16 protein-coding genes are annotated in these 23,582 nt (G+C 44.3%); 7 read left to right on the top strand and 9 right to left on the bottom strand.

The window, feature by feature from the left end:
- Window positions 1-8: 8 nt before the first annotated feature.
- From R7035_RS10230 to hemL, 5 genes are all read right to left on the bottom strand, one after another.
- Entirely contained in the window at window positions 9-1,691 is a 1,683-nt protein-coding gene (locus tag R7035_RS10230; RefSeq protein ID WP_005380037.1) for an ABC transporter substrate-binding protein, read from the bottom strand.
- A 781-nt stretch (window positions 1,692-2,472) separates the two neighbouring features.
- On the bottom strand, window positions 2,473-5,859 hold the full coding sequence (locus R7035_RS10225; protein WP_005380036.1) for a response regulator: 3,387 nt from the start codon (window positions 5,857-5,859) through the stop codon (window positions 2,473-2,475).
- 226 nt (window positions 5,860-6,085) lie between these two features.
- Window positions 6,086-7,111, bottom strand: a complete 1,026-nt coding sequence (gene rsmC / locus R7035_RS10220; protein WP_258457617.1) for a 16S rRNA (guanine(1207)-N(2))-methyltransferase RsmC — start codon at window positions 7,109-7,111, stop codon at window positions 6,086-6,088.
- A gap of 76 nt (window positions 7,112-7,187) precedes the next feature.
- Entirely contained in the window at window positions 7,188-8,273 is a 1,086-nt protein-coding gene (locus R7035_RS10215) for an AI-2E family transporter (RefSeq protein WP_318146118.1), read from the bottom strand.
- Between the two features lie 345 nt (window positions 8,274-8,618).
- On the bottom strand, window positions 8,619-9,914 hold the full coding sequence (gene hemL / locus R7035_RS10210) for a glutamate-1-semialdehyde 2,1-aminomutase (protein ID WP_053304106.1): 1,296 nt from the start codon (window positions 9,912-9,914) through the stop codon (window positions 8,619-8,621).
- A gap of 246 nt (window positions 9,915-10,160) precedes the next feature.
- On the opposite strand from hemL, the gene erpA reads away from it, so the two are divergent.
- From erpA to vmeK, 3 genes are all read left to right on the top strand, one after another.
- Window positions 10,161-10,502: an iron-sulfur cluster insertion protein ErpA gene (gene erpA / locus R7035_RS10205; RefSeq protein WP_005380031.1), complete on the top strand. Its 342-nt coding sequence runs from the start codon at window positions 10,161-10,163 to the stop codon at window positions 10,500-10,502.
- A gap of 105 nt (window positions 10,503-10,607) precedes the next feature.
- Complete coding sequence (locus R7035_RS10200) at window positions 10,608-11,723, top strand: efflux RND transporter periplasmic adaptor subunit (protein ID WP_104979666.1); 1,116 nt, start codon at window positions 10,608-10,610, stop codon at window positions 11,721-11,723.
- 9 nt (window positions 11,724-11,732) lie between these two features.
- Window positions 11,733-14,837, top strand: coding sequence for a multidrug efflux RND transporter permease subunit VmeK (vmeK, locus tag R7035_RS10195; protein WP_318146117.1), 3,105 nt, complete (start codon window positions 11,733-11,735; stop codon window positions 14,835-14,837).
- A gap of 64 nt (window positions 14,838-14,901) precedes the next feature.
- On the opposite strand, the gene R7035_RS10190 is transcribed toward vmeK, so the two are convergent.
- The gene (locus R7035_RS10190; RefSeq protein ID WP_054579093.1) at window positions 14,902-16,194 is read right to left on the bottom strand and encodes a peptidoglycan DD-metalloendopeptidase family protein; all 1,293 of its coding nucleotides are present in this window, start codon (window positions 16,192-16,194) and stop codon (window positions 14,902-14,904) included.
- 130 nt (window positions 16,195-16,324) lie between these two features.
- Between R7035_RS10190 and tyrS the strand changes: the two genes are divergently transcribed.
- Window positions 16,325-17,512, top strand: coding sequence for a tyrosine--tRNA ligase (gene tyrS / locus R7035_RS10185; RefSeq protein WP_017820416.1), 1,188 nt, complete (start codon window positions 16,325-16,327; stop codon window positions 17,510-17,512).
- Window positions 17,513-17,930: 418 nt separating this feature from the next.
- Window positions 17,931-18,776, top strand: a complete 846-nt coding sequence (locus R7035_RS10180) for a magnesium transporter (protein ID WP_005380062.1) — start codon at window positions 17,931-17,933, stop codon at window positions 18,774-18,776.
- Here R7035_RS10180 and dacB read toward each other — a convergent pair.
- Both dacB and R7035_RS10170 read right to left on the bottom strand, forming a co-directional pair.
- Window positions 18,755-20,176 carry a serine-type D-Ala-D-Ala carboxypeptidase gene (dacB, locus tag R7035_RS10175; RefSeq protein WP_017820417.1) on the bottom strand — a complete coding sequence of 474 codons (1,422 nt, stop codon included), beginning with the start codon at window positions 20,174-20,176 and terminating at the stop codon, window positions 18,755-18,757. The genes R7035_RS10180 and dacB overlap by 22 nt on opposite strands.
- Window positions 20,177-20,362: 186 nt before the next feature.
- Entirely contained in the window at window positions 20,363-21,385 is a 1,023-nt protein-coding gene (locus tag R7035_RS10170; protein WP_005380064.1) for a porin, read from the bottom strand.
- 545 nt (window positions 21,386-21,930) lie between these two features.
- Between R7035_RS10170 and greA the strand changes: the two genes are divergently transcribed.
- Window positions 21,931-22,404 carry a transcription elongation factor GreA gene (gene greA / locus R7035_RS10165; protein ID WP_005380065.1) on the top strand — a complete coding sequence of 158 codons (474 nt, stop codon included), beginning with the start codon at window positions 21,931-21,933 and terminating at the stop codon, window positions 22,402-22,404.
- Window positions 22,405-22,488: 84 nt separating this feature from the next.
- Here greA and yhbY read toward each other — a convergent pair whose 3' ends face one another.
- Window positions 22,489-22,785, bottom strand: coding sequence for a ribosome assembly RNA-binding protein YhbY (gene yhbY / locus R7035_RS10160; protein ID WP_005380066.1), 297 nt, complete (start codon window positions 22,783-22,785; stop codon window positions 22,489-22,491).
- A 138-nt stretch (window positions 22,786-22,923) separates the two neighbouring features.
- Between yhbY and rlmE the strand changes: the two genes are divergently transcribed.
- Window positions 22,924-23,553, top strand: coding sequence for a 23S rRNA (uridine(2552)-2'-O)-methyltransferase RlmE (rlmE, locus tag R7035_RS10155; protein ID WP_005388985.1), 630 nt, complete (start codon window positions 22,924-22,926; stop codon window positions 23,551-23,553).
- Window positions 23,554-23,582 lie beyond the last annotated feature (29 nt).

Here is a 23,582-nt window from a genome sequence, read left to right as displayed (position 1 = left end):
ACTTCTACTTATTTAACTGGTTTTAGGTCCAGTACGTGAAGTAGACGCTCTGGGATACCTGCCCAAATGTTTGGACGGCCCTTAGGGTTTTCTTCGTTCCACCAACCAGTGAAGCGAGTTGTGTTGTATTGGTACATGTACGCGCCAGATAGCACAGGAATAGTTACTTGGTCCTGAGCAATGATCTTCTGAATGCCATGAGCGATCTCTAGCTGTTCTTGCTTATCTGCTGTCTTGTAGAAGCTGTTAAGAAGACCGTCTAGCTTATCGTTCTTGTAGAAGTGCATTGCAAAGCGAGGCATGCCGTCACCAGCTTGTAGCTTCGAGTTGTAGCCACTATCCCAGTACAAGTGTGGATCTGCACCGTGGAAGTAGTTGGTGTAAGCAACGTCGTAAGTACCTTCTAGCATAGCTTGGTTGTATACCGAGAAGTCCGGTGTACGAGCACGAGCTTTAATGCCCACTTCTGCTAGTTGCTCAACGGCTAGTTGTACCGTGTTGTTGAAGTCAGTCCAACCGTTTGGTGATTGAATTAGAAGCTCGAAAGACTTGCCAGATGGTGTATCCACAAAGCCATCTTTGTTTACATCTTTGAAGCCAGCTTTAGCTAGAAGCTTTTTCGCACCTTCCGCGTTGTATGTGTTGTAGCCTTTGTACTTGTTGTGCGTCTCTTCATCAGACCAAGCTTCAAATGCGTAGCCAAGGCCAGATGCGAAGTCGTTCACTGTACCGCCGCCGTAGAAAGCGATATCAATGATAGTTTGACGGTCTAGCGCCATAGAGAACGCACGACGGAAGTCAACGTTAGTTAGTGCTTCGTTTTTCGCAGCGTCTGGGTTTTTGAAGTTCACTACAAATGCTTGAGTACCCGCTGGTGGGTACCAGTAGTGGTGATTCGGACTTGCTGCAGCGTACGTACGGTCGATGTCTGGTACGAATGAAGACGTCCAGTCCATTTCGCCGTTAACGATTTTGCCCAAGAATTGGTCGTTGTTCGCGATTTGTGGCACACGCAGACAATCTACATCTAGGTTGTCAGCATCCCAATAATTCGGGTTCTCACACTGGATATATAGCTGCGGTGTGAAAGTGTCGATTTCAGTAAATGGACCACTGCCTACTGGATTTTCGTTTGTGAATGTTGCTGGATCTTTTACTTTGCTCCATACGTGCTTAGGTACGACGGGTACTTTCGCAATTTCGTAAGGAACGTTTGAGTTTGCTTCGCTTAGACGGAATTTAACTTGGTAGTCGTTAACTTTTTCTACGCCAGTCACCCAAGAGTTGATACCAGATTGGTCTAGCTCTGGCTTCTCTTTAACTAGGTTGAAAGAGTAAACAACATCATCAGCGGTAAACGCTTTGCCATCAGACCATTTTACGCCCTTACGGATATCGAAGGTTACGCTCATCAGGTCATCAGCCATGGTAAAGTTTTCTGCTAGACGAAATACAGGCGTGTTACCGTGCATTTCGTTAAAAACAACGAGCGGCTCGTAAATAAAGTCGGTTGTTGTGTGCAGGTTAGTTGCACCCAAGAAAGGGTTAAAGTTACGAACGAAAGTTGTAAACTCTTTAGGGTGGATAGTCAGTTCACTGCGTTCAGCCGCAGTAGCTACCGATGCAAAACCTGTAGTAGCCGTTGCAATAATTGCTGTTGCTAGTGCTGTTTTTTTAATATTGGCAAGCATAGCTGTTCCTTACTATTTGCTTTCATTTCACTAAATGGAATTGAATGTCATCAATTGATAAACACTCTCTAAGACCTACCTCTTGTACATGCCTTACTCATTACAACATTGAGTTTCGCCAAGAGTGGCCTGTAGGCCTTAGGCAGGAGTAAGAAAACACCTTATCCATAAAATAATCAAACTTGATTCCCGTTAAAAACGTTAAAATCTCTGAGCTCTCCGTTATAAACGTTATTTTGGCTAATTTTAACCAGTAGAGGGACAAAAAATAAACGTTGATATGCGTCGCAGTTTATATCCTTGTTAATAATGAGTGTTGGTGATTACTAACCTGGTGATCCATTTAAAATATACGTTTCTTGCTTGGTTTCTAGGTTCGGAGATCTCGCTCACATGCAGAAATGGTGTTAATTAATCAGCTAAAAATTAATCTGCCGTTCTGTTGTGATTAAGTTCGCAATCTCTATCAATAGTTCGTCAAAATCCGCTTGTTATCTGAAAAATGGCCTTTTTTATCGACAGTTTTCTTCCGTTTGTCGTCCTTTTTTTATTGTATGAATGAAGTTTTTTGGTTGCTCGAACTTACCTAATTAAGGCCAGTTAAATGGATAAGATCGTACGTTTTGAAGACCAACAATAGATAGCGATGTCTAACCGAATGTTCGTTATTGGAAATATGTTAATGGGGTAGGAAGAGGCGGTCTCTTTTATCTCTAGGAAGGGAATACTCGAATAACAAAAAAGCCCAGCATGCACGCTGGGCTAGTTTTTTTGATAAATATTAGCTGGTCAATAGTCGCTGTAGTTTATCTCGTTGTGCTTCTATGTATGCTCTCTCGGGGCTCTGTTCTTTGCAGTGTTCGAGAATGAACTCTATCGAGCTTAGCACCGTTCTCCAACGTGGTGTTTTGGGTAATGTTTCTATACGCATGTATTTATCTAAAGTGCGTGTTTGCAAAGTACTACGGTCTAGATAAACGCGCCACAAGCCACTTTGCTCTGCAAATGCGAACTTACTTTCACCCGTTACAGATTCCCAATACTCTAAAGCATGTGTCATTGCGTCTACTAGAACTTCTCGCATAAGTTCTTGCTTGTCTTTTTTATTACCGAGCGCTTTGTCTGCAAGGCGCGTAAATTCTCCGCCAAGCTCTTTTAGCTTTTGCAATTGGTCTTTGTCACCATCAAATGCATAACTTGAAAGCACTTCTACGGCGGTTTCTAGATTATGTATGCGAGCGGCACTGGCTCCACCGCCGACATTAAAGATGTACATGATATCTAACCCTGAACCTTCAGGGAGCTTAAGAATGTCTGCTTCGATGTTCTGACGAATATCTTCAATATAGATATCAATCTTGCCACAGTAATGAGGTTGTTTGACGGTCAGATATTTAGGGGCAATCAGCTCATCAGCAGATGAACGCTTTAGCTGTTCTAAGCTGCGCTTGAATAGCTTACAAGCAGCTTCGTTAGCAAAGCGAATACGCTTGTCTTCACGTAGACAGATGATAGCTTCAGGAGCCGATTCTAGCTGTTCCAACAAACGACCTTGAGTCTCAAGTAAGCTTGCTTCAACGACTGCACGCTGTCTAAGTTCAGACTCTAGCACTTTGTTTTCCATATGGCGCATTTCTGCTTTACTTGCCGTTAAATGCGCTTGGATACGTGCCGCCAACTCTTGTTTATTAAATGGTTTCGATAAATAGTCGTTGGCTCCTGCCTCAAAACCTCTTACACGATCTTCTGTTTGACTGAGTGCGGTGAGCATAATGATTGGCAACTCGGCATGATCATAGGTTTCACGTAGTTCACTACAAACTTGGTAGCCGCTCATGCCTGGCATCATGATATCCAATAACAGAAGTTCCGGCTTCTCTTGCTCGACGAGCGCTAACGTTTCTGGCCCATCGGAGACGGTACGCACACGATAGCCCTCTAAACGTAAAAAGCTTTCAAGCACGCGTAAGTTTACTGGTTCATCGTCAGCAACATACAGTAACGGGCCGTCTGGGTTCTCTGGAAGTGATAAGTCTTCACTGTTCTCTACATTAACTTCAGGGATTTGGAAGTGTCCGTGCGCAGCTAGAGTCTGGGTTGCTTGGATTTCTTCTTCACTGGCGAGCGGTAAAGTGAAACTGAAGGTAGTTCCGACCATTGGCTGGCTACTGACGTATAACGAGCCTCCCATTAATTCGATCAATTGACGGCTAATGGAGAGCCCAAGCCCTGCACCTTGACGATAACGGCTCGCGTCTTGCCCTGCTTGGATAAGTGGTTCAAAAATATGTTCAAGTTGTTCTGCGGGAATTCCTTGTCCAGTATCCACGACTTGTACGCGTACATGATCATCTACCACATTAGCGGAGATAACAATTTTACCTTCTGAGGTGTATTTAATCGCATTGCCAATCAGGTTATATAGCACTTGTTCAAGGCGTTGCGGGTCAGCTGACACTGCTTTTAAATCCGCAGGGACTTGGTTGATGATGCGGATGGTTTTACTTCCAAGTAAATGGCTAGAAAGCTCTAAAACCAATCGTGTTGCACTGCCCAAACTCACTGCTGATTTCTGGATATCCATGCTTCCATAACGCATTTTATGATAATCCAACAAGTCATCGACTAGATTAGCGAGACGCTGACCACTTTTAATGATGATATCAAGCTGATATTTCTGGCTAGCGGGGATCGCGCCATTGGCGCCGGACGCTAAGGTTTCAGCAATCCCGACCATGCCGTGTAACGGTGTACGAAGTTCATGAGAAGTCGTGGCTAAGAACTCATCTTTTAATTTATCGGCCAATTGCAGTTCTTCATTCTGTTTCTGAATGATCTGTATGTTGCTTTCTAGTTCTTCATTTTGCTTCTTAATGGTTTGAATCTTCTCTCGAATAGAGCGTTGCATTCGTTCAAAGCTTAACGCAAGCCGACCAATTTCATCTTTACGAACCGTATTAAAAGACGTGTCATCAAGATCCCCTGCAGAGACCTTTTCGGCAACCCAAGTCAATTTCAGCAACGGAGAAGTGATAAAGTTTGATAAATAGTGAGAAGCGATCACCACAAGGATAATGGCGATCAACATAGCGATAACGAATAGTTTTTCGAGTTGATGGATACGAGCGAAAGCTTCGTTTTCTGGTAACTGTACTACGAGCGCCCAAATCACACCACGAGTTTCAATCGGTGCATAAGCCGCGATGATTTCTTCACCTAAGCCGTTCGTGTAAGTGCCGACACCAAACGCACCAGAGAGTGCTTTATCGATCACTTCTAAACTGTTCTTAATGTCGTCTTGTTTCGTGTTAATTGTGCGAGGTTGGTGATCATTTCCAACCAGCAGGGTGTTAATGGATGACTCTCGATTAGCGTCTGCGGCTAACTTAGTGATGCCATTATTTGGCAAGCGGAACATGGCATAGCTGTGTAGATAACCTTGCTGAACAATTGGTGCACCTAGCCAAGCGACTGATTTACCCCCTTCCAGCTCGAAGTCAGACACAATCACAGGAGTGTAGTCTTCGTTTACTTTTCGACGTTCAGTCACATCATCGGCGAGACGCTTGAAAGTTTTGCCAAGTGCCGAGTCTTTGTAGGGGCCTGATAACAAGTTCGTTCCGTAGTTATCGTCTTTGTTGATCGAGTAGGTGACGTTACCATTGATGTCGACCAGCAAAATGTCATTAAAATCAGAGCGCTTGAGGAGCTCCAAGTAGGCCCAATGATAGCGTTTATGTAAAAGTCGGTAACGTTCACTTCCTACATAGTTGGATGACTCGGGTAACGTTGAGGTTTTGATTTGGTCTCCGCTGCCCTCGATGTAGCGCTGTTGGGCGTTTTTACGAGACTCTTCAATATCATTGCCTAAACGACTAAAAGCATTGACGAGACCGTAGAATCGGCCACCACTGGCGTAAGCCAACTCTGAGCGCACAAAGCCCATGACTTCGGTTTCTCGTGCCTCAAAGTAGTCGATGATTTGCTGCTGTTTTGTATCTCGAACAGACAGTAAGTGCGAGGTGCTTTGTTCTTGCAGATCTTTACTGTGGGACTGCAAGAAAAAGATCGCAGTAATGGTAAGAGGTGTGATACTGAGCACCAGAAATGCGGTCATCAGTGTACTCTGAAGGCGCTTAAATTTCTGTTTTTTGTAGAATTTAAACATGGATAAGATTACAACTCATAATGGGCAGTTCTAAAACATACTTCGCTGCCGAGGTTCTCGTTAAAAACGGATAAGATGTTCAACTAGATAGAATTAACAAAATTAACGAGTTTTTTTTCTTTGACAAGAAAGTTAGTTGTAAAGCGTGCAGGGTGACGCAGTTTTTCTTATGAGTGTTGAATTTATGAGAAAAAATCGCGCAGGTTTGTGCCTGCGCGGGGGGAAGTTATGATTTTTTCGCGTAGTAGATAGAAAATTTATTGGTCTTATTTAGCGTCTCGCAATTATTAAACGCCCGCTCGATAATTGGTGGGTATTTTAAGAAGCTATTCGCGACAATCACCATTTCGCCGTCTTTGGTTAGGTATTGTGGCGCCTGACCCAACAAGGTTTCCGCTGCGTTGTAATTTGTGTCTAGACCACTGTGGAATGGCGGGTTGCTGACGATAAAGCGGTAGTCTTTTGCGGTATCCGAGTATATATCTGATGCAAATACGCGTCCGGATAAACCATTCGCTTCTAATGTGGCTTGGCTAGAAGTGATCGCATAAGCATTAATGTCACACATCTCAATCGCGATCTCTGGATTCGCTTTCGCCATAAACGCACCGAGTACACCTGCACCACAACCAAAGTCGAGCACTTTGCCCGACAGCTTAGGTAAGGTTTCAAGCAGCAATCGGCTACCTAAGTCGAACTCGCCATGGCTGAATACGCCAGGTAGGCTCTTAACCGCTAGCGACTGCTCACCGAGTGTAACAGTGTAAGACTTAAACCAATCTGCTTGGTTGAAAGGTTTTGGTTCATTGAGGCAATTACCCCAGTAAAATGAGCAGCGACGAGCAGAGTCGTACTTGTTCACAGGGCCGTATTCTTGGAACATCTTCTCGATGCTCTTGATGCCGGAGCGGTTTTCACCAACGATGACGATTTCGGTGTTAATGCCCAGTTTCGCCATCAACATCGCCAGCAAGTATTCTGCTTCGGCTTTTGCTTTTGGCCAGTATAAAAGGACCATGTCTGCTTTTGTTTCAACATCAAACACAGAGCCAAAATGACTTTTCACTTTGTCAGAGGTTTGAATTTGGCGGTAGTAGCTATAGTTGGAAGTAAACACTTCAACAGACTCACAATGAGCCATTAACTCAAGAGGAAATAGGTCTTCAACTTCACCAGCGACTAAAACGTGTTTTCCGTTGAAGTATTCAAGTTGGCGCTGAGCTATTTGGCTAGGAGCGATATAAGCAGACATAAATTTGGTTCATCAGAAATAATTTGGGGCAGATTTTCGCACAATCTGCCCCAAGCTTGAAGTGATTAAGCGGTGACTAGCTGTTGTCTTGTTGGTTAAGGAAGTCTTTGAATTCTTCCTCGTAGATATTAAACAGTACCATGGTCACGGCAAAAATAAGTGGGCCGTAGATAAGACCAATCAAACCAAACAGATGCAGACCACCCAGTAATGAGAAGAAAATCATAAGGGTATTCATGCCGGCGCTGCCTTGCATTAGCAACGGACGTAATAGGTTATCAATAGAGCCAACGACAACTACACTCCACACCGTCAAGAAGATAGCCCAAGTCATATCGCCTGTTAAGAACAAGTACGCTGCTGCAGGAATCCAGATTAGTGCGGTTCCTACCACTGGAATGAATGATGCAAAGCCCATCATTGTTCCCCAAAATAACCCAGGGAAGCCGGCGAGCCACATACCGATACCGCCAGCCAGACCTTGAGCAATCGCTGTCATGAATGAGCCCATTACGGCTGATTTAGAAACTTGCTCTATCTCTGTCAATATGCGGTCTTCTTGGCTACGTGAGAGTGGCAGGATATGACGAATCGCAGAGATAATTTTGTCGTGATCACGAAGCAGAAAAAACAGCACAAACAGCATTAGGAAGAAGTTCATTAGGAAGTTGGTTGCGTCTCCTAAAATCTTTGCGCTGATAGCGACTAAGTTAGAGCCAAACGATGTGGCAAATTGACCAATTTTCTCAGCAATGGCTTTGGGCTCGATTTTATCAAAAGGTAAGTACTCATTAACAATCGCTAAGCCTTTGATAACGAAAGGGTGTTGGAATATATCTTGGATACCACCATTGGTAACCCAATTATATGTATTTTGTGAGAAAACAGAGCCTTGCTGAACAATGGCGGCAAACACAAATAAAAGCGGGATAACAATAATAAACGTCAAGACGACACATGACAGCAGTGCCGCCATATTGAGGTGCTTGGGAATTTTCTGCTCAAACCATTCGTGTATCGGAAACATGAGCAAAGAAATGATAAAAGCCATCACAATTGAATTGATATATGGCTCAACCAATAAGTAGCAAGCAAAAGCAGCGGCGAGTAAAGCAACCATTAGTACTCGGTGACTCGACGTTATTTTTACATTATTTGGCATGGTATTAGTCCAACTTACAGGTGACGTTTACGGTTTATGCCTTCAATGATGGCGTGTAACCTTTATTACTTTGCACTCTTAACTCTTTCAAGCTTATGACAATGCCGAATTAGAGCAGGGCGATGTACCTTGCTATAATGACTACAAATCAGTCGGTTATCAATCAAGAGATGAGCTATGGGTTGTTGCAACGGTGATAAAAAGTGTCAAACTGAGAAAAAAGCTAAGCGAATACCGTGGTTTGGCATTGTCGTTGGGGTATTAGCGATATTGGTTATTTTGAATTGGCAATAAAAAAGGACCGTTACGGTCCTTTTCTAAATGCGTTATCGCCGTTTTTAGCGATTACTTCGCTTCTTCTGCAAGAACAGCAAAACAGCGGTCAGCCGCTTCTAGTGTGGCATCAATCTCTTTTGAACCATGAGCGAGTGAAGTAAAGCTCGCTTCAAACGCAGATGGCGCAAGGTAGACACCGTGTTTTAGCATTAAGTGGAAGAAACGCTTGAAGCGTTCTATATCGCACTTCGTTACGTCTTCGTAGCAAGTTACTTTTTCTTGGTCAGTGAAGAAGAAGCCGAACATACCGCCCACTTGGTTAACAACTAGCGGAATACCGTGTTTTTCTGCTAGAGACTTAAAACCTTCAGCAAGTTGTTTCGTTTTAGAAGCTAGGCGTTTTTCGTTGCCTTCTTCTTTTAGAAGGTTCAAACATGCGTAGCCTGCTGCCATTGCGACAGGGTTACCGGAAAGGGTACCAGCTTGGTAAACTGGGCCTGTAGGTGCAACGTATTGCATCACTTCTTTACGGCCACCGAAAGCACCTACTGGCATACCGCCACCAATCACTTTACCCAGTGTCGTTAGGTCGGGTTTGATGTTGTAGTGTGCTTGCGCGCCGCCTAGAGCAACACGGAAGCCTGTCATTACTTCATCAAAAATTAGTAGCGCGCCTTCTTGATCACAGATGTCACGTAGCCCTTCGTGGAAGCCTTCCACTGGTGGAATACAGTTCATGTTGCCTGCTACTGGCTCAACGATGATACAAGCAATTTCGCCTTTGTTAGCAGCAAATAGCTCGCGTACAGAATCTAGGTCGTTGAATGTTGCTGTTAGCGTGTGCTTAGCAAAATCTGCAGGAACGCCAGGAGAGCTTGGTTGGCCTAGAGTTAGTGCACCAGAACCTGCTTTTACTAGCAAGCTGTCAGCATGGCCGTGGTAACAACCTTCAAATTTCATGATCTTGTCGCGACCGGTGAAGCCACGTGCAAGGCGAATCGCGCTCATCGTAGCTTCAGTACCAGAACTTACCATGCGGATTTGCTCCATTGATGGAACAAGCTCAGAAACTAATTCTGCCATCGCGATTTCAAGTTCTGTTGGCGCACCGAAGCTAAGACCGCGTTGCGCTGCATCAATTACTGCTTCGCGGATAACTGCGTGGTTGTGGCCAAGAATCATTGGACCCCAAGAGCCAACGTAATCAATATACGCTTTACCATCGGCATCAAAAATCAGTGGACCGTCTGCTCGTTCGATAAATAGCGGAGAACCGCCAACGCCGTTGAATGCACGAACTGGTGAATTGACACCGCCAGGGATGGTTTGCTGAGCTTTTTGATACAGCTCTGATGATTTGGTCATGGGGTTATCCTCTTTTGATTGCTCGGACCAAGTGGAGCGCATTGTACCTAGCTATAATCAAGTTAGAAACGTTTTGCTTAATTTATGTGTTGTTTCGCAGTGTAATCTTATATATCCGCATCTGTTATAAAGAATCGGCGGCGAATACTTGAACGAGTTTGTCAGGTATTGGATAATCGTCTTAATTAGCACAAATTTGACGTCTTGCTTCAGGCTTGACGCATTACACGAGTGAGAGAGGTCTTCGTGAGCGAAGTAAACGTACCATTATCTTTTTCTGACGCAGCAGCATCTCGCGTTAAAGCATTGATTGCTGAAGAAGAAAACCCAGCATTGAAACTGCGCGTATACATTACTGGCGGCGGCTGCAGCGGCTTCCAATACGGCTTTACTTTTGATGAAAATGTAAACGAAGGCGATACGACAATCGTAAACAGTGGTGTAACACTGGTTGTAGACCCTATGAGTCTGCAATATCTCGTAGGCGGTATTGTTGACTACACAGAAGGGTTGGAAGGAGCGCGCTTCTTCGTAAATAACCCCAATGCAACGACAACATGTGGTTGTGGTGCATCGTTCAGTGTGTAATTAACACCTAACAGGCAGCTAATGGCTGCCTGTGCTTTATGTAGAAGGATGTCACGTAAAGCGCACGCTCGCAGATATGCAGAGAAATAATAAAAAGGACTTTATATGTCTGGACTTTCTTTTGGACGCCGAATTGTCGAGCGCCCTTGGCTAGTATCTCTTATCCTCGTCTTACTTCTTATTGCATGGCTAACCATCGGCCAACTCAAAGCACAAGATGATCATCCTAACTCTTCAACATCCACGAACACGACACCACTTGCAAAGGTGATGTTTGATACTTTTCTTGCCGAACCTACCAGTAAAACCATTGAATTGTATGGACGAACAGCGCCCAATCGTCAAGCGCGTCTTGGCGCCGAAGTTGCCGGTAAAATAGTCAGTCTTAACATAAAGAAAGGCCAAGCGGTCAAACAGGGACAAGTGATCGCAAACATCGATAAGCGCGACCTTGGCATTCAACTTAAACGGGCCCAGGCGATGCTGTTGGTTAAAGAAAAAGAGTTTAATGCAGCTAAATCGCTAAAAAGTCGAGGACTGCAAGGTGAGGTTGCGTTTGCGACAGCGCAAGCAGCGTTGGTAGATGCACGTGCGAATTTGAGTAACGTGCAAACGGCTTTAAGAAATACTGAGGTTAAAGCGCCATTTGATGGCATCGTAGATCACCACTTTGTTGAGTTAGGTGATTTTGTCGGGATTGGCGATCCTATTGCGACGGTCATTGATTTGGATACTTTAGTGATTGAAGCCGATGTCAGTGAACGGCATATACAATACCTTAAGGAAGGCCTAGAAGCCGACGTAAGAACCATTAACCAACAGCATCATCAAGGTCGTGTACGCTACATTGGACGTGTTTCTTCTGCTTCTACTAATACGTTTCCAATTGAAATCGAAATTGATAATCAAGACGCAAGAATTCCTGCTGGTATGAGCGCAGAAGTACAGCTGCCTTTGAGTGAAGTGTTGGCAGTAAAGATTACGGCTGCCATGTTAGCACTCGATGAAGAAGGTAACTTAGGTGTCAAGACACTGCGTAATGAGCATGTTGAGTTTGTTCCAATTCAACTCGTTAAGGCCGAGGATGATGGTGTGTGGCTCTCTGGGTTAGGAGAGCGTGTAGACATTATCGTGCTGGGACAAGGTTTTGTGCGAGATGGTGATCAAGTACTGGCCAATAAAGTTGATGACGTAGTTATTGAAGCGGCTAATGAGCAGTAAGGAGCACCTATGTACACTCTGATTGATGCTGCGTTATCTCGCGCTCGCACTATGCTGACATTGTTGGTGATGATATTAATTGCAGGTGTCATTACTTACGTCACAATCTCCAAGGAATCGAGCCCTGATATTACCATTCCGATCATTTATGTTTCTGTTGGACATCAAGGCATTTCTCCTGTCGATGCCGAGCGTTTATTGGTTCGTCCAATAGAGCAAGAGCTGCGCTCTATTGAAGGCGTAAAAGAGATGACCTCTGTGGCATCAGAAGGTCATGCTTCGGTGACGCTGGAGTTTAGTGTCGGAGTGGATCTTGATAAAGCGATGGCAGATGTGCGTGATGCGGTTGATCTTGCAAAGCCAAAATTACCAGAGGACAGTGATGAGCCGACGGTAAACGAAGTCACGTTTGCATCTGAAGAGCCTGTTTTGACCGTTGTACTCTATGGCACCGTACCAGAGCGAACCATTGTTCAGATTGCCAGAACGTTACGTGATCGTTTGGAAAGTTTCCGTCAGGTTCTTGAGGTTGAAATCGCAGGAGATCGCGAAGACATCGTGGAGATAGTTGTCGATCCGCTATTGATGGAAAGCTACGGTCTCGATCAAGCGGATATCTATAATTTAATTGCCTTGAATAACCGAGTTGTGGCTGCGGGGTTTGTCGATACTGGGTATGGACGCTTTTCGGTAAAAGTCCCATCGGTTTTTGATTCACTGAAAGATGTGCTTGAACTACCGATCAAGGTGAACGGCAAAGAGGTGATCACTTTTGGCGATGTGGCGACAGTACGGCGTGCATTTCGCGATCCTGAAAGTTTTGCTCGTTTAGATGGCGAATCTGCCATCGTTTTGGACGTTAAAAAACGGGCAGGGGAAAACATCATTGAAACGGTTGAGCTGGTAAAAGAAGTACTGGATCAGGGACAGAAGCGCGCCGAGTGGCCCGACAATTTGCAAGTTAAATACACTTGGGATCAATCCGACGATGTCAAATTGATGCTCAGTGATCTACAAAACAATATCTTATCCGCAATTATCCTCGTAGTTATCGTCATTATTGCCATATTGGGGGTTAGGACCGCGCTTCTCGTGGGGATTTCTATTCCAGGATCGTTCTTGACTGGGTTGTTGGTGTTATCGGTATTTGGGCTGACGGTCAATATCGTCGTACTGTTTGCTTTAATTATGGCAGTAGGCATGTTGGTGGATGGTGCCATTGTGGTGACAGAGTTTGCAGATCGGCGCATGCAAGAAGGAACGCCACGTAAAGAAGCCTATCGAGATGCAGCAAAGCGAATGGCCTGGCCTATTACTGCATCCACAGCAACCACATTGGCTGCGTTTGCTCCGTTACTTTTCTGGCCAGACATCACTGGTGAGTTCATGAAGTACTTACCACTTACTTTAATTGCTACTTTGGCCGCTTCGCTGATGATGGCTTTATTGTTCGTTCCTGTCATCGGTGGGATCATTGGCAAGCCTCAAGTCGTCAATCAGAAAGCTCAGCGAGAAATGGTTGAGCTGCATAACGGCAACTTTGAAAAAGCGACAGGCATTACCAAGCTTTATTACCAGACTCTGTCGGTAGCGATTCGTCATCCATGGAAGGTCTTACTCAGCGCGATACTGCTAGCGGCAGGTGTCGGCTTCACTTACAACAAAGCTGGCTTGGGTGCAGAGTTTTTCCCTGAAGTGGACCCTGCCTTTTTTACCGTTAAAGTTCGTTCTTATGGTGACCTGTCTATTCACGAAAAAGATGTTGTTATGCGCGAAATCGAGAAGGTGATGCTCGGTCATGACGAGTTTGAAAGTGTCTACACGCGCACAGGATCGAGCGATAATGGGGACGAGATTGGCCAGATTCAAATAACGCCTGTGGATTGGCAATATCGACGCAAAGTGAAAACCATTATTGAGGAACTAAAAGAGACGACAGACCGCTTTTATGGTGTTGAACTTGAGTATAAATTCCCGGACGCAGGACCGCCTGTCGAGCATGATCTCGTGATTGAAGTATCATCACGAAACTTGAGTGTTAGTGCGTTAGATGAAGCGGCCAAAAAAGTACGACATTGGGCTGATGGTAATCCTGCACTGACCAACTTGAGTGATACCACTAATAAGGAAGGGATTGATTGGCAAATTGATATCCAGCGAGATGACGCTTCTCGCTTTGCAGCGGATGCTACCTTAGTCGGGAATACCGTCCAGTTTGTTACGAACGGCTTGAAAATAGGCGATTATTTGCCTGATGATGCGGATGAAGAAGTCGATATTTTGGTGCGCTATCCGCAAGATAAGCGCGACATAGGTCGATTTGATCAACTGAGAGTGAAAACGGCAGCTGGTCTGGTACCGATTACGAATTTTGCTCAAATCAAACCAGATCATAAGCAAGACACTATTCGTCGGGTCGACGGTCATCGAGTTATCAATATTAAAGCGGATATGGTGGAAGGTTACAATTTGGCGCTTGAGTTACCTAAGATTGCCGCTGGAATGGAACAGCTCGACTTACCGGAAGGCATTGAATATAAGATTCGGGGTCAAAATGAAGAGCAGGAAAACTCATCAGCATTCTTGCAAAATGCTTTTATTGTCGCGCTTGGTGTGATGGCTTTGATTTTAATTACGCAGTTTAATAGCTTTTATCAAGCTTTCTTAATCCTTAGTGCAGTGCTGTTTTCTACCGTTGGTGTCTTCGCTGGATTACTTATTTTCCAAAAGCCATTTGGCATCATTATGTCGGGAATTGGAGTGATTGCGTTGGCTGGTATCGTGGTAAACAACAATATTGTTTTAATCGATACTTATAATCAGATGCGTAAACGTGGCTTAGAAAAATCTGAGGCTATTTTGCGTACGGGTGTGCAGCGTTTAAGACCCGTTTTACTTACGACGGTGACCACCATATTAGGCTTATTGCCAATGGTGTTAGAAATGAACATCGACTTAGTTAATCAGAAAGTGGAGTTTGGCGCACCAAGCACTCAATGGTGGTCTCAGCTTGCGACCGCTGTCGCGGGTGGTTTGGCGTTTGCGACTTTGCTAACGTTAGTTCTGACACCGTGTTTGCTTATGCTCGGGAGAGAGCATCACTCCGAACAGTAAGCTTTATCGTGATGATATCGACAAAACAAAAAGGGCAGCTTCGCTGCCCTTTTCAATACCTGGCTTACTTCATTGCTAGCAGTTTGCTGTAGCGTTCAAGCTTGTCCATGCTAATTTTCGCGTTTGCCATGAAAGTTTGTCTCGCTTTGCCTGTCAGGGATTTAGATTGTGGCAAATTCACCGTGCGCGGGTTTTTATGGACACCATTCACAAGGAACTCATAGTGCAGGTGAGGGCCAGTTACACGGCCAGTTCCGCCAAGCGTACCAATGGTTTGGCCTTGCTTAACGCGTTGACCAGCTCGTACAGTACGTTTGGTTAAGTGCAGGTACTTGGTAATGTAAGTATTGCTATGTTTAATGAAAACGTAGTTACCATTAAATTTGTTGTAAGACGATTTTTGAACAACGCCATCACCAGCCGCCCAAATCGGGGTGCCCACTGGTGCCGCATAGTCCGTGCCTCTATGAGGACGAACGCGTCCCGTCACTGGATGTAAGCGGCGTGGGTTGAAATTAGACGAAACTCGACGGAAGTCCAACGGCGCGCGTAAGAATGCTTTTTTCATTGCACGCCCATTTTCGTCGTAATACTTGCCACTTTTCTGATCCAATATTGCGGTAAAGGTATCGCCTTGGTTTTTAAAGATCGCAGCAATGATTTTTCCACGGCCGATTACTTCACCTTCTACCACTTCCTCTTGGTAAAGTACTCGGAAGCTGTCGTTTTTACGAATATCTAAAGCAAAGTCGATGTCCCAACCAAATATGCCAGCCAGTTCCATGATTTGGTTACCATTTAATCCAGAAGATATTCCTGCATTCCAAAAGTTTGATTTGATGGTGGCTTCAGCGTAGTTGTACTGGAAGTCGACTTCTTTTTTATCAACTTCAGAAACGTACTTGCCGTCTTTTAATGTGATACGAAAAGTCTCGAACGCGCTTAGTGTTCTTCTTAGCTGCACCAAGTTGTTATTTTCGTCAAAACCAAATTGCAATCGGTCACCAGGTCGAAGCCGAGTTAACTGTTTTTCCACTTCTTTGTCTGATGACACCAGTTCATGTAATAGACGAGCAGAAAGCCCTACGCGACTAAATAAGATGGCAGCACTCTCGCCATTTTTTACCTTGTATGTCTCCCAGCGCAGCACGGCGGGAACCGCAGGCGATGAACTATTTAGTGCACTGAGTTCGAGGGAAACTGGCACAGGATAATGTTGACCAACTTTTAATCGGCTCTGCTGCGGGTCTAGGTCTTGCGGATCAGGTAAAAAGAAGAGCGCGAAGATAATCAGCGCACTAAAAAAACCGATCAATACTTTGTGCAAGAGTGGAAGTCGGACAAAAATCGAATGCATGAGGTACTTGATTGCTAAATTAAACGGAAAAAGTGACAACTACCTAGTCTAACGTGTTTCAAAATGCATCGCTATTCAAGTAATATGTTCAGCTATTATATTTTTGCCAAATCTGTGGGAGTGAACAAGAATGGCGAGCATTGAAGCTGCACTAGCCGAGATTAAGCGCGGTGTTGAAGAGCTGATTCCAGAAGAAGAGCTAATCGCAAAACTAAAAGAAGACCGTCCTCTACGTATTAAATTGGGCGCTGATCCAACAGCACCTGACATTCACCTAGGCCATACGGTTATTTTCAATAAGCTTCGCTTGTTCCAAGAACTAGGTCATGAAGTGACGTTCCTAATCGGTGACTTCACTGCAATGGTTGGTGACCCAACAGGTAAAAACACAACTCGTCCACCGCTAAGTCGCGAAGACGTATTGCGTAACGCTGAAACGTACAAAGAGCAAGTGTTCAAAATTCTCGATCCTGCAAAGACTAAAATTCAGTTTAACTCTGAGTGGCTGTCTGAACTGGGCGCAGAAGGTATGATTCGCCTTGCGGCAAACCAAACCGTTGCTCGTATGCTAGAGCGTGACGACTTTAAAAAGCGTTACGCGGGTGGTCAGCCAATTGCTATTCATGAGTTCATGTACCCACTTCTACAAGGCTGGGACTCAGTAGCAATGGAAACGGATGTTGAATTAGGTGGTACAGACCAGAAGTTCAACCTTCTAATGGGTCGTGAACTGCAAAAGTCTCACGGTCAAAAACCTCAGGTTGTACTGATGATGCCGCTTCTAGTGGGCCTTGATGGCGAGAAGAAGATGTCTAAGTCAGCAAACAACTACATCGGTATCAGCGAAGCGCCAAGCGAAATGTTTGGTAAAATCATGTCTATTTCTGATGACCTAATGTGGAGCTACTACGAGCTGCTCTCTTTCCGTCCTCTGGAAGAGATTGCTCAATTCAAAGCTGATGTAGAAGCGGGCAAAAACCCTCGTGACATCAAAGTATTGCTAGCAAAAGAAATTATTGCTCGTTTCCACAGTGAAGCCGATGCCGATGCAGCAGAGCAAGAATTCGTAAACCGTTTTGCGAAGAACCAAATTCCTGATGAAATGCCAGAGTTTGACTTTGACGCAGGTCGCCCAGTGAGTAATCTGTTGAAAGAAGCAGGCTTATGTCCATCATCGTCAGATGCGATGCGCATGGTTAAGCAGGGCGCTGTGAAGATTGATGGTGAAAAAATTGCGGACAGCAAATTTGCTCCAGAAGCGGGTACTTACGTGTTCCAAGTAGGCAAACGTAAATTTGCTCGTATTACTATTCAGTAATTCATAATGACTGCAAATGAAAGCGTCCGAAGGGCGCTTTTTTTGTATGAAAATTTAGCAAAAACGGCAAAGTAAAACTTCCATACCTGATGAACTTTGCTACTATACTAGCGCTGCCAATAATGGCAGCGCTATTGGAGATTTACATGAACAATACCGACCATCCTCCCAGTCGTTGGGTGAGTAAGATTAAGGGAGCGAAATAGCCCGCTTCGGTATTGGCGATCTCCGCCTTACCTAAGTGGTGAGGCATCTTTTCTAATTTTCTTCTCGTTATTTCCTTCATACATTCTGAATAGACAGTGCATTCGCATTGGTTTTCTCTGTGCATCTTAATTGTTGTCTGACTTTTAGCGTGCAAGAGTGGCTTTTCATGCTTTGTCGATGGTCGTTACCAATGCCAATCGGGAGATTCGCCATGACGGTAATGAACAACACTTTTATTGAAACAACACCAAACTTTTCTGAAGTAGAAATTGGTGCTGCTCGCAATGCATTCTTGCAGTACGAGCAAGAGCAACAAGTCCATTTGCTTACGGTTATGCCGATTGATGAGGCTGTAGGTATTTTACAGCATTGCTCTGTCGGCTATGTGAATAGTCTTATTGCTCAACTTGAGCAAGCAGGTCATGACAAACGCGCACGTCATTATGCTCACCAACTGGGTCTGCATATGTCTGAAGTTGATACACCCGATGGTTATTTATCAACTAGTGTTTTAGGGCATGTAAAACAGCGTATTGGATGGATCATTGCGCTGGCTCTTTTAGGGATAGTGTCAGGCTTGATCATCGCTCAGTATGAGGACACCCTTAGTCAGCTTGTTTTACTTGCAGTGTACATGCCAGTGATTGCAGCTGCTGGTGGTAACACAGGAACACAAGCAGCAACTTTGGTGATTCGTGCTCTTGCTACTGGAGAGTTAAAAAAACGCCAATGGTTAGAAGTTTTGTGGAAAGAGAGCCGAGTCGCTCTATTTATTGCGCTAGCGATTGCTATCGTGATGATTGGACGCATTATGTTATTTAGTGCAGGACAATCAACAGGAGGCTTTGAACTGACCGATATCGCACTGGCAATAGCAGTTGCGCTGTTCATTCAAGTCACCATTTCTACAACATTGGGCGGGCTGTTGCCAATTATTGCACGAGCTTGCAAGTTGGACCCAGCCGTATTGGTGAGTCCAGTTCTTGCGTCTATCGTCGATATTTCAGGAATGTGGATTTACTTTAACGTGGTGAACTATTTCTTAGGTATTGCCTGACTAAAGTTCACAATGTCATTGTAAAAAAGCTGCTCAAAATGTGTAATCGGGGCGATGACAGGTGTGTTGTCGTCCCGTTTTTCTGGGAAGTAGTCTGAAACAAACTGAACAAAAATGGTGTTAGGTTGACCATTTTTATCCAAGCCATATCCAGCCATATTGTAAGTCCCGTAGATAGAGCCACTTTTCGCGATCAGCTGTCCTTTAATTGGAAGTTTTCGCATACTTTGTCGGTACTTTAATGTGCCGGATTCACCTGATTTCGGCATGATGGCAATCAATTTGAGTTCGTTTTCATGCTTCCAAATATAGCGCAGCATTTCAGCCATCTTGGTCGCGGAGATCCGGTTATTTCGCGAAAGTCCTGAGCCGTCTTCTAGGCGCGCATTACGAATATCAATACCAGTGTTGGCGAAAATGATCTGCTTGATCGCTTCTGTACCGTTAGTAAAACTGCCTGGCTGAACGAAAAATTTAGCACCAAGTGTTTTGGTTAATGTGTCGGCAATCAAGTTGTCAGAGTTTTTGAGCATATCTTCAAGAATGTCTGGTAAGGCCTTTGATTGATGCATTGCGATGAGCTTTCGCTGCTTTTCTGGCGCCGTACCGACCCTAATCTTTCCTGATACCCCAATGTTGAGCTCCTTGAGCAAAGTCGCCAACCTTTGACTGGTGTAACGCTCAGGGTCTTGAACCGCAAATTTCAGTGGCAATGGTTTGTCTCTTTCAACCAAGCACCCTGTTAGCTTGTAGTTGTTATCGGGATTTGCAACTAAACCTAAGTCACAATGACGACTTTTCTTAATGGTTTTAGAAACTGTTTCTACGGTACTTGTGACACGAATAGGTTGATGCTCTGGTACGTAGACCCGCGTTCCACCATCTTTTTGTGTATAGATAGAGGCTTGTACACAGTTGTTATTGAGTGTGATGGTCGATGCCGGAGCGCTGTAGCAAACTCCCAAGATATCCCACGGCCAGCCCACCGCACGGTTATAACCAGTGAATGCGCTGTTATCGAGCCATAGGTCACCGTTAATCCGTTTTAAGCCATTTTTCTTAGCTAGAGTGAGAAGTGATTTTAAGTCGTTGGTTTGGAGTGTTGGGTCGCCGACAAAGTAAATCACTGCATCTGAGTTCGACGTTTCCAGCTTGGTTCGAAACCGGAAATTATCACCCAGTTCTAGCTTTGCGGCTAATGCGGTGACGATTTTTAATGTACTCGCTGGTGGGAACAGTTGTTCGGTAGGATGAACACCGTCAAGCTCAGCATTTTCACTGAGTTTTTCCGCAACTAAACTGATGCGGGCGCCTTCAGGCAACACCTCTTGATGAGGGTACGCTTGTGAAAAAGCAGAAAGTAATGAAGAGAATATGAGTAAGGGCCAACGTAAACGCATAATGATACTTTCTAAGGTGAGTTATGTGATTGAGTATACGCAAGTCCTTTCAATATGCTAGGTAACTAAATAAATGCTTCAAATGTCTTCATGAATGAGACACGAGAGAAAGGCGCGCTGCTTAAAATGAAGTATAAAAAATGCCCGCTTAAAGCGGGCATTCGATATTCTAGTCAAAGACCGGAATTAGAAGTCGTAACGTAGACCTAGAGCTAGCTCGTCTTCAGCATCGATCTTAGTTGCAACTGTTTTGCTAGTGTCAGTTGAACCAAACTTGTCACCTGCATCAATCAGGTTGAAGTTGTAAGAAATGTAACCACGGAAGTTAGGCTTGAAGTAGTAAGAAGCATCAACAGCGAAGTTGTTTGCAGAAGTTTCGTTGTTAGTTTCTGCATTGTTGTATGATGTTGTAAATACTGTTTGGCCTAGAGTGTAAGCACCCGCTAGCTCGTAACCAGTGTAATCAACTGTGTTACTGTTGTTTGAATCTTCCATTTTCTCGCCGTCAGTGAATACACCAGCGAAGTAAAGATCAGACATTGTGTAAGATGCAGCTAGCATGTACTCGTTAGCTTTGTCTTGATCTGCGTAACCAGCACCTAGCTCAAGACCAGTGTCAGCTAGAGCGTAGATTGCAGATAGAGAGTAACCGTCTTGTTTGTTGTCGTAGTACTCACCAGTGTTTTTGTTTTCCATACGATCAGCGAAGCGGTAGCTTGCTTTTACGCTTAGGTTTTCAAACTGGCCTTTGTAAGCCATCATGTTGTCTGTACGGTCTGATACAGCTAGTTTGTCTGCTGCAGAGTTACCGTGGTAAGCCATGATATCTGTGAAGTCAGTGATAACGCCTAGTGCACCTTCAGTTTTACCGTATGCGAACTCACCGTAAGCACCGCCAAGACCAGCGTAAGCAAGACGAGTTTCTAGATCGCTCTTGTCGTCGCCGTCTACAGTACCGTTTTGAGCAGTCTCAAATTCACCTTCCCAGAAACCAACACCGTATAGGTTGTCATTGATTTCTTGTTTACCAAGGAAGTTTAGACGGATGCGAGATTTGTCTTGAGCGTCGCCATCTTTCATAGATAGACGTGCTTCAGCACGGCCGCCCATTTCTAGAGAAGTACCGTCTTGGTTGTAAAGTTCAGCTGCGTTTACGCCAGTTGCCATAGCTGCTGCAGATACAGAAAGAGCAATTAGAGTCTTTTTCATCTTATTTGTCCTAGTTAGCTGTCCATAATCATTGTTGTATGGGGGAGAGGTGATCTCTCACAAGTTGTTGGTCCAAAATTGGCTAATTGAGCGATATAGTTCGCACTTGTAAGCCATTGATCTAACAACTCGCTGGACATGTTTTACTGCTAAAGTTTCCGTATGAGTTAGTAAAATGATATAAATCCCACTGATGAACACTGTTCAATTGTGCGTTGTTTTTATTTAAGTTACTGTTTTTGATTGAAATTATTGGCAATGACATTGGCCTGACATTGATTAGTTTTTATCTTTTTTGAGGTTTTTGGTGTAATGAACAGTGTTGTTTTTCAATAAATTGAGAAGGTGATTCGCCCTAGAACCGCTCTAAAAGTGAGTTATATCATTATGCCGAAAAGGCATAGTCTTGCTGTCTTTCGAATTAAGATGATTTCGTCCGGGAGTTTGTTTACACTAAACGAAATACATCTTTAAGCGCACTACCCAGTCCTATGACAGGGTGGGCTTTTTTTGTCCAAAGACCCATTTGGGCTTGAGGTTATAAAATGGAAAAAGTTCCAATGACACTACGTGGCGAGCAAAAGCTACGTGCAGAACTCGATCGTCTACTTAAACTACGTCCTCAGATCTCAGAGGCAATTGCTGAAGCTCGTGAGCTAGGTGATTTAAAAGAGAATGCTGAATATCACGCCGCTCGTGAAGAGCAGGGCATTTGTGAAGCACAAATCCGTGACATTGAATACAAACTGTCAGTTGCTCAAGTTATTGATGTAACGAAGATGGAGAACACGGGTAAAGTTATTTTTGGTTCAACCGTAACCTTGATTGATATCGACACCGAAGAAGAAAAAACGTACCAAATCGTTGGTGATGACGAAGCCGATATCAAAGCAGGTCGCATTTCAGTGAGCTCACCTATTGCTCGTGGCCTGATTGGCAAGATGGAAGGCGATGAAGTTGCTATTCAAACTCCGGGTGGCGCGAAAGACTTCGAAATTGACCGAGTAGAATATATCTAGGTCGTTTGGAGTAGCATTACTGCCCTGATAAAACGCAAAAAGGTCGCCTCAGGCGACCTTTTTTCTTCAGCAACGTAAGTAGAGTTACTTACGAGGGATTTCGATTTTACGCTCTTCAGACTGGCGGTATAGCACTAGCACTTTACCAATAGTCTGAACTTTTTCAGCGCCCGTCTCACGTACGATAGCGTCGATGATTAGCTGTTTTGTTTCACGATCTTCCGAAGCAACTTTTACTTTGATAAGTTCGTGATGGTTAAGAGCGATTTCAATTTCTGCTAGCACGGCTTCTGTAAGTCCATTTGCGCCCATTAGCACAACAGGTTTTAAACTGTGAGCTAGGCCTTTAAGGTGCTGCTTTTGTTTGGTGCTTAGGTTCATTACGCGGCCAATTTTCTTTAAAATAAGGGTTGAAAAAAGCTATTTTAACGCCATCTATTGCTGAAGACTATAATTTATTGAGTAATAGGTAGCGCCTATTAAAACAATAGCTCCAATTTGTGCCTTGTTGGGATTAAAATGAGTAAACAAAAACATTCGGCTAGTTCTGGTCGTTGGTTGAAAGAACACTTTGATGATAAATACGCGAATGAAGCCCGAAAAAAAGGCTACCGCTCACGTGCTTATTTCAAGATCGATGAGATTCAAACGAAAGATAAATTGTTAAAGCCTGGAATGACAGTCGTCGACTTGGGGGCTGCGCCGGGCGGATGGTCTCAATATGCTGCTAAGATAGTAGGGGACAGTGGTCAGATCATCGCGTGTGACTTGCTTCCTATGGACCCGATTGCTGGCGTTAGCTTTTTACAAGGCGACTTTCGTGATGATGCAGTATTGGAAGCTTTGCTAGAAAGGATCCAACCTTCCATGGTAGACGTAGTAATGTCTGATATGGCGCCTAACATCGCGGGAAACAATTCTGTTGATCAACCTCGCGCTATGTATTTAGTTGAATTAGCTTTAGATATGTGTCGACAAGTTCTAGCGCCTAATGGTAGCTTTGTCGTAAAGGTTTTCCAAGGGGAAGGCTTCGATCAGTATGTGAAAGAAGTCCGAGACATGTTTAAAGCCGTAAAAATTAGAAAACCAGACTCATCGCGAGCTCGCTCTCGAGAGGTCTTCGTCGTAGCCACTGGTTACAAAGGTTAACCATTTTGCTCTCTTGAGAGCGTGTTAAC

This window comes from Vibrio sp. 1731 (assembly GCF_033339955.1).
Lineage (GTDB): Bacteria > Pseudomonadota > Gammaproteobacteria > Enterobacterales > Vibrionaceae > Vibrio > Vibrio alginolyticus.
This window is presented reverse-complemented; position numbering and strand designations above follow the sequence as displayed.

Coding starts and splice junctions, on each gene's coding strand:
- R7035_RS10230 (WP_005380037.1), bottom strand. CDS start 1,691: ATGCTTGCCAATATTAAAAAAACAGCACTAGCAACAGCAATTATTGCA.
- hemL (WP_053304106.1), bottom strand. CDS start 9,914: ATGACCAAATCATCAGAGCTGTATCAAAAAGCTCAGCAAACCATCCCT.
- R7035_RS10200 (WP_104979666.1), top strand. CDS start 10,608: ATGTCTGGACTTTCTTTTGGACGCCGAATTGTCGAGCGCCCTTGGCTA.
- R7035_RS10170 (WP_005380064.1), bottom strand. CDS start 21,385: ATGAAAAAGACTCTAATTGCTCTTTCTGTATCTGCAGCAGCTATGGCA.
- vmeK (WP_318146117.1), top strand. CDS start 11,733: ATGTACACTCTGATTGATGCTGCGTTATCTCGCGCTCGCACTATGCTG.
- rlmE (WP_005388985.1), top strand. CDS start 22,924: ATGAGTAAACAAAAACATTCGGCTAGTTCTGGTCGTTGGTTGAAAGAA.
- yhbY (WP_005380066.1), bottom strand. CDS start 22,785: ATGAACCTAAGCACCAAACAAAAGCAGCACCTTAAAGGCCTAGCTCAC.
- R7035_RS10225 (WP_005380036.1), bottom strand. CDS start 5,859: ATGTTTAAATTCTACAAAAAACAGAAATTTAAGCGCCTTCAGAGTACA.
- dacB (WP_017820417.1), bottom strand. CDS start 20,176: ATGCGTTTACGTTGGCCCTTACTCATATTCTCTTCATTACTTTCTGCT.
- greA (WP_005380065.1), top strand. CDS start 21,931: ATGGAAAAAGTTCCAATGACACTACGTGGCGAGCAAAAGCTACGTGCA.
- R7035_RS10180 (WP_005380062.1), top strand. CDS start 17,931: ATGACGGTAATGAACAACACTTTTATTGAAACAACACCAAACTTTTCT.
- R7035_RS10215 (WP_318146118.1), bottom strand. CDS start 8,273: ATGCCAAATAATGTAAAAATAACGTCGAGTCACCGAGTACTAATGGTT.
- rsmC (WP_258457617.1), bottom strand. CDS start 7,111: ATGTCTGCTTATATCGCTCCTAGCCAAATAGCTCAGCGCCAACTTGAA.
- tyrS (WP_017820416.1), top strand. CDS start 16,325: ATGGCGAGCATTGAAGCTGCACTAGCCGAGATTAAGCGCGGTGTTGAA.
- R7035_RS10190 (WP_054579093.1), bottom strand. CDS start 16,194: ATGCATTCGATTTTTGTCCGACTTCCACTCTTGCACAAAGTATTGATC.